General features: G+C 33.7%; 7 protein-coding genes. 6 read left to right on the top strand and 1 reads right to left on the bottom strand.

The window, feature by feature from the left end; translation table 11 throughout:
• From PEPTYR26121_RS08795 to PEPTYR26121_RS08775, 5 genes are all read left to right on the top strand, one after another.
• A partial coding sequence (locus PEPTYR26121_RS08795; RefSeq protein WP_180501052.1) for a phage/plasmid primase, P4 family occupies positions 1–1,933 on the top strand: 1,933 nt, incomplete at its 5' end.
• A gap of 133 nt (positions 1,934–2,066) precedes the next feature.
• Complete coding sequence (locus PEPTYR26121_RS08790) at positions 2,067–2,348, top strand: VRR-NUC domain-containing protein (protein WP_176269522.1); 282 nt, start codon at positions 2,067–2,069, stop codon at positions 2,346–2,348.
• A complete protein-coding gene (locus PEPTYR26121_RS08785; RefSeq protein WP_180501050.1) occupies positions 2,349–3,695 on the top strand; it encodes a DEAD/DEAH box helicase in 1,347 nt (448 codons plus the stop codon).
• Between the two features lie 92 nt (positions 3,696–3,787).
• Positions 3,788–4,204 carry a DUF1492 domain-containing protein gene (locus PEPTYR26121_RS08780; protein WP_148466062.1) on the top strand — a complete coding sequence of 139 codons (417 nt, stop codon included), beginning with the start codon at positions 3,788–3,790 and terminating at the stop codon, positions 4,202–4,204.
• A 111-nt stretch (positions 4,205–4,315) separates the two neighbouring features.
• Positions 4,316–4,672 carry an HNH endonuclease gene (locus PEPTYR26121_RS08775; RefSeq protein ID WP_180501049.1) on the top strand — a complete coding sequence of 119 codons (357 nt, stop codon included), beginning with the start codon at positions 4,316–4,318 and terminating at the stop codon, positions 4,670–4,672.
• 96 nt (positions 4,673–4,768) lie between these two features.
• Here the strand turns inward: PEPTYR26121_RS08775 and PEPTYR26121_RS08770 are convergent, their stop codons facing one another.
• Positions 4,769–5,650 (bottom strand): Abi family protein, encoded by an 882-nt coding sequence (locus tag PEPTYR26121_RS08770; RefSeq protein ID WP_019192403.1) that lies wholly within the window; start codon positions 5,648–5,650, stop codon positions 4,769–4,771.
• Between the two features lie 122 nt (positions 5,651–5,772).
• Here PEPTYR26121_RS08770 and PEPTYR26121_RS08765 point away from each other — a divergent pair, with 122 nt between their 5' ends.
• Positions 5,773–6,381, top strand: coding sequence for a P27 family phage terminase small subunit (locus tag PEPTYR26121_RS08765; RefSeq protein ID WP_180501047.1), 609 nt, complete (start codon positions 5,773–5,775; stop codon positions 6,379–6,381).

Here is a 6,381-nt window from a genome sequence, read left to right as displayed (position 1 = left end):
AAAAAATGGAAAAGCTGCAAGACCAAGAATGCACATATATTTTCCAATTCCTAAGATCACAAATTTAGCTGAATATGTAGGAATAAAAGAAAGCTTGGCAGAGACTTATACTTTCTTTGATGGAAATGCCTTAGATGGAGCGAGGTTTTTCTTTGGAGTTAAGAATCCTGCTGTTGAAATAGTTAGGGGAAGAAAATATGTAACAGAAACCCTAAAAGATGACTTTGAGGATTTTGATAATTCTCAAGACTTGATTCAGCAAGGCTCTAGAAATTCAACTGTGAATCATTTCGCTGGTAGGGTTCTAATTCGATATGGAAATACAAATGAGGCGAGAGAACTATTTGATAAAAAAGCCAGTCTTTGCTCACCACCACTTCCAGATGATGAACTAGAACAAATATGGAGGTCTGCTTGCAAATTCTATAAAAAGGTAGCTGCAAGTGAAGATTATGTTCCACCTGAAGAATACACTGAAGGCATAAATTTAAGGCCTTCTGAATTTTCAGACATAGGTCAAGCAGAAGTTTTTGTAAGAGAATACCAAGATAGAATTCGTTTTTCTCCTTCTACAGGTTTTCTTGTTTACAACGACTCTTACTGGGAGGAATCTGAACTAAAAGCACAAGGATATTCTCAAGATTTAGTGTTAAAACAGATAGAGGAAATAGACAATGAACTCTTAAAAATGGATGAAGATATTAAGAAATCGGGAATTAGAGATATCATGTCTTCAATGAGTGAGAAAAAAGCAATGGAGGTTTTTGATAAAAGTCAAAAATCCATATACTATAAATTAACTTCGCTTGAGGCATATAAGAAATATGCAGTAAAACGAGGGGACACCAGAGCTATTCATGCAACTTTAAAAGAATCAAAGCCAATGTTAGAAATAGACCAAAGAGAACTTGATACGGATGAGTTCTTGCTTAATACACCATCTTTTACAGTAGATTTGAAAACTGGAGAGTGTAGAGACCATAAGGCAGAAGACTATATAACAAAAGAAACATCTGTAGATCCAAGTGATGAAAATATGGATATATGGCTTGATGCCTTAGAGACATTTTTTGTAAAAGATAGTGAACTTATAGAATACGTTCAGAAAGTAGCAGGAATTTCTCTTATTGGAAAAGTATATATTGAGGCTCTCATTATAGCTTATGGTGATGGAAGAAATGGAAAGTCTACCTTTTGGAATACTATCTCAAGAGTTCTTAATCTATATAGTGGGTCAATCTCAGCAGATATTCTTACAGTTAATTCTAAGAGAAATGCCAAGCCAGAACTTGCTGAAACAAGAGGTAAAAGGCTTTTAATTGCAGCTGAACTTCAAGAAGGATTAAGGTTAAATACTTCAAATGTTAAACAGCTTTGTTCTACAGATGAGATTGTAGCAGAGAAAAAATATCGAGATCCATTCAAGTTCATACCTTCTCATACCCTTGTCCTATATACTAACCACCTACCAAAGGTGGGTGCCTTAGATGAAGGAACCTGGAGAAGACTCATTGTAATTCCATTTGAGGCAAAGATAGAGGGCAGTAGTGATATTAAAAACTACACTGATTATTTAGTAGATAAGGCTGGGGGAGCAGTTCTCAAGTGGTTAATCGAGGGTGCTAAAAAGGCTATTGATGAAGATTTTAAATTCAGCCTACCTAAAAAAGTAGCAGATGCCATCAATGAATATAAAGAATCGAATAACTGGTTCAAGCATTTCTTAAATGAGTGCTGTGAGATTGATTCATCCTATGAAGAAAAGTCTGGAGAAGTCTATCAAGAATATAGAGCCTATTGTTTAAGAACTGGAGATTATGTAAGGTCTACAACAGATTTTTATTCTGCTCTTTCATCCAATGGATTTATGAGGAGAAAAACTAATCAAGGAATTGTGATTAATGGACTTAAATTAAAGTCAGATTTTGTGTAAAAATACAAGAAGTGCAGGTCGTGAATGTCATATATATAACTATTATATAGTAAGTAAATTAAATTTTAGTTATATATAAAGGTTATATAATAGAGTTTCACGACTTGCACAATGGCTAAAAATAGAGGTTTATATGTTAGAAAATGAAATAGAAAAAGCCTTAGTCGACAAGGTAAAACCCCATGGTGGTCTTTGTCTTAAATTTACATCTCCTTCAATGACGGGAATACCAGACAGGATAATACTTCTACCTAAAGGAAAGATTGGATTTGTGGAAACAAAAAGACCTGGAGGAGAACCAAGACCAATTCAGAAAAGGAGAATAAGGCAATTTAAAAACTTAGGTTTTAAGGTTTATGTTCTTGACTCAAAAGAAAACATTGATGAAATAATAAAGAGGATTGGAGGTGACTAATTGGAATACACTCCACATAAATATCAAAACTATGCTATTGAATTTATAAAAGAAAATAAAGAATCTGCACTTCTACTAGATATGGGTCTCGGTAAGACAGTCATAAGCTTATCAGCTATAAAAGACTTACTCTTTGATTCTTTTGAAATTTCTAAAGTTCTAATAATAGCACCATTAAGAGTTGCTAGAGATACATGGAAGGAAGAAATAGAAAAATGGTCCCATCTTGATATCTTAAAATATTCAGTGGTCATAGGTAGTGAAAAAGAAAGAATAAAAGCATTAGAAGAACAAGCAGATATTTATTTAATCAATAGGGAAAATGTAGACTGGCTAATAAATAAGAGCGAACTACCCTTCAACTACGATATGATTGTAATTGACGAATTATCATCTTTTAAGTCTCATAGGTCAAAGAGGTTTAAAGCTTTGATGAAAGTTAGACCAAAGATAAAAAGAATAGTTGGACTTACTGGCACGCCATCTCCCAATAGTTTAATGGACCTATGGGCTGAGTTTAGACTGCTTGATATGGGCCAAAGACTTGGAAGATTTATTGGTAAGTACAGGGAAGTCTACTTCAAACCAGATAAGAGAAATGGACCAATCATATATTCCTACAAGCCACTGCCTTTTGCTGAAGATGCAATCTATGAAAAGATATCAGATATCACAGTTTCTATGAAAGCTGAAGACTATCTAAAAATGCCAGAGAAGATAAACAATGAAGTCTTTGTAAATCTATCAGATAAAGAAAGAGATATCTACGAGACATTAAAAAAAGACTTGGTTGTTAGCATTAAGGATAAAGATATAGATGCAGTCAATGCTGCAGCCCTTTCTAATAAATTACTGCAAATGGCATCAGGTTCTGTTTATGATGAAGATAAAAATATGATTCATATTCATGATAGAAAGCTTGATGCTTTAGAAGATTTAATAGAAGGTGCAAATGGTAAACCTGTTCTTATTGCTTATTGGTATAAGTCAGATCTAAAAAGAATAAAAGATAGGTTTGATGTAAGAGAACTTAAAACAAGTGAGGACTTTAAAGAATGGAATCAAGGCAACATTCCTGTAGCCATTATCCATCCAGCGTCTGCTGGTCATGGACTTAACCTACAAGCTGGAGGTTCAACACTTATTTGGTTTTCTCTCACTTGGTCCTTAGAACTTTATGAGCAAACCAATGCCAGACTTTATAGGCAAGGTCAGAAAGAAACAGTTGTGATTCATCATATTCTAGCTAAAGGAACTATTGATGAAGATGTGATGAAGGCGTTGGAAAATAAGAATAAAACACAAGCAGCACTTATAGATGCAGTAAAAGCAAATCTAGAGAGTTGATGTCATAGAATGTCACTATCAAAATTTGCTAAGATTAATACAAGAGTAGAGGTTCTATAGAGAACTTACCTCAAAACATATGGAGGTAAGAAATGAACGCAAAAGAATATTTAAAACAAGCTTTTTATTTAGACAAGAGAATCAACAGTAAGCTAGAGCAAGTTGAAAGTTTAAATGCCCTAGCTACAAAAGCTACATCGACCTTATCCGATATGCCTAAGAGTCCTAATAGAGGATCATCAAAACTTGAAGATACTATCGTAAAGATTATAGATCTCCAAGAAGAGATTAATAGGGATATAGATAAGTTGGTAGACTTGAAGAAGGAAATAGCTAATTCGATTTTTGAATTAAAAGATAAAGAGGAACAAACAGTGCTTGAAAAAAGATACCTTTGTTTTAATACTTGGGAGCAGATTGCAGTAGATATGAATTACTCAATTCAGTACTGCTTTAATGTCCATAGAAATGCACTAGGAAAGATTTCTATTCCGATTAAATCTATGTAGTAAAGTTGATAGAATGAGAGTATGTAGTTGTAGTATAGTTAGAATAGCAAAAGAATAATTAAAAGAGCCTTGGAGATTTAATCTTCGAGGCTTTCTTTATGGAGTGATAGAGTGCCAAGCAAACCTAAGAGACCATGTTCACATCCAGGTTGTCCTGAATTAGTTGATGGACGATTCTGCAAAGAACATGAGAAAGAATACAACAGAAACTATGAAAAATATAAACGAGATCCTAAAACTCATAAGCGATATGGAAAAGCGTGGAGAGTTATTAGAAAAAGATATGTAGCAGAGCACCCGCTTTGTGAGATGTGTTTAAAAGAAAATAGAATGACAAAGGTAGAGGAAGTACATCACATACTTCCTCTTTCTCGTGGTGGAACAAATAACGAAGACAATCTTATGAGTCTTTGTAAATCTTGTCACTCAAAGATTCATGCAAAGAGTGGAGATAGGTTTGTAGGATAGTTTTCCTTGGGGAGGGGGATGTCAAATCTCTACGACTGATTTCCCTACCAACGGTGCCGCCCTCTCACGCACAAAAAAACGGGTTCAAAGGGGGTATTAAAGAACATCTTTCCAATTAGGAGGAAAACCCATAAATTTATAGTTGAAGTATCCTTGGTATTTATTAAAGGTATTTTCTAAATCTTTTAAAAGGGATTCCCATTGGTCGTTTGAGTTTAAAATTCTCTTTATGATTAAAAGAATGGGGAATATTTTATTTTGCTTGCCCTTATATTGTTCGTTTTCAGAATAAAGGCGGGGAGTTTCTTTTAAAGGCATATTATAAAGTCGAGTGTAATGGGCACAAATATTTCTTACTTCAACGAGACATAGAATCCAATTTTTTAAATATTTAGGATCTGTGTTGTAATAATTAGAAATTTCTTTTTGATCTTCATCCTTAAGAATACTAAACAAAGAAGATAAATTTCCAAAAGACATGAGTTCAACGGATACCCAGATTGGAAACTTTCCATCATATTTTTTTAGGTGGTGTTTAACAAATGGTTTATTCTTTTGCCTGTCAACTTCGTTGCTCAGATTCTCATTTATGATGGAATATATGGTTTGGCCTTTTTTATTTGTTTTATGAATAAAATTATCTTCGTGCATAAGTACATCGGAACCATACGTCATAGCTAGATGATAAGCAATTTGTGTTCTAAGCTCTATTTCAATTTGCTCAATAGTTCTAATGAGGTTGTTTTTAAATTGGCTATCAAAGCAATAAAGGTTAAAGAGATGCTCGATAGTAATATGATCCTTATAATGCTCTTTATTATTATATTTTTTAAGACCAATACCATAACCTGAAAGTCTGTAATAATTTACTTTTTTCAAAATTTCTGTTGCATAAACTTCATCTTTGATTTTTAAGTTATGGTCAATTTTTAATTTGGTAATTTGATCTTCGTAGTTTAAAGCAGGTTTTAATGTCATATAAGTTCTCCTTAATATAAAAAAGCCCTCTCCGTGGTCCGCATGTAGAAAATCTACATTAAGCGTGGAGAGGTTCTGTTAAATTAATTATAACATAGAACTAGTCAAAGTCAATAACATACATGAGAAAAGAAATAAAACAACTAGGAGGTGATACTATCGCTAAAGACGGAACATATAGAGGTGGAAGACGAGTAAAAGCAGGAGGGAAACCACAGCCTGCTGCTGAAAAAATAGAAAAAGGTAAAAAAGTAGAAATACTAATGAATGATATTCCTACATTTAGTCCAGAAGAAATAGATGCAGTTGACTTACCAGATGGAGCAGTTCTTGATGGGACGGATATGCCAACACCTAGTGATTATCTATCTGCAAAACAAAAGAATGGCATACCATTAGGCGCAGATGAAATATATAAAGAGACTTGGAGTTGGTTAAAACAGAGAAACTGTGAAAACTTAGTAAATCCAAGATTATTAGAATCTTACTCCCAGGCTTTTGCAAGATACATTCAATGTGAAGAGGCAATAAGTCAATTTGGACTTTTAGGAAAGCATCCTACTACGGGAGGAGTTATTGCATCTCCATTTGTACAGATGTCTAGTCAGTTTCAAAAGACAGCCAACCTTTTATGGTATGAGATTTATGACATAGTTAAAGAAAACTGTACTGAAGTCTATGAAGACTATGGGGAGGATATGATGGAAAAATTACTAAGGCAAAGGAGGTAA

This window comes from Aedoeadaptatus nemausensis (genome assembly GCF_903819165.1).
GTDB lineage: Bacteria > Bacillota > Clostridia > Tissierellales > Peptoniphilaceae > Aedoeadaptatus > Aedoeadaptatus nemausensis.
This window is presented reverse-complemented; position numbering and strand designations above follow the sequence as displayed.

Coding starts and splice junctions, on each gene's coding strand:
- PEPTYR26121_RS08770 (WP_019192403.1), bottom strand. CDS start 5,650: ATGACATTAAAACCTGCTTTAAACTACGAAGATCAAATTACCAAATTA.
- PEPTYR26121_RS08790 (WP_176269522.1), top strand. CDS start 2,067: ATGTTAGAAAATGAAATAGAAAAAGCCTTAGTCGACAAGGTAAAACCC.
- PEPTYR26121_RS08780 (WP_148466062.1), top strand. CDS start 3,788: ATGAACGCAAAAGAATATTTAAAACAAGCTTTTTATTTAGACAAGAGA.
- PEPTYR26121_RS08765 (WP_180501047.1), top strand. CDS start 5,773: ATGAGAAAAGAAATAAAACAACTAGGAGGTGATACTATCGCTAAAGAC.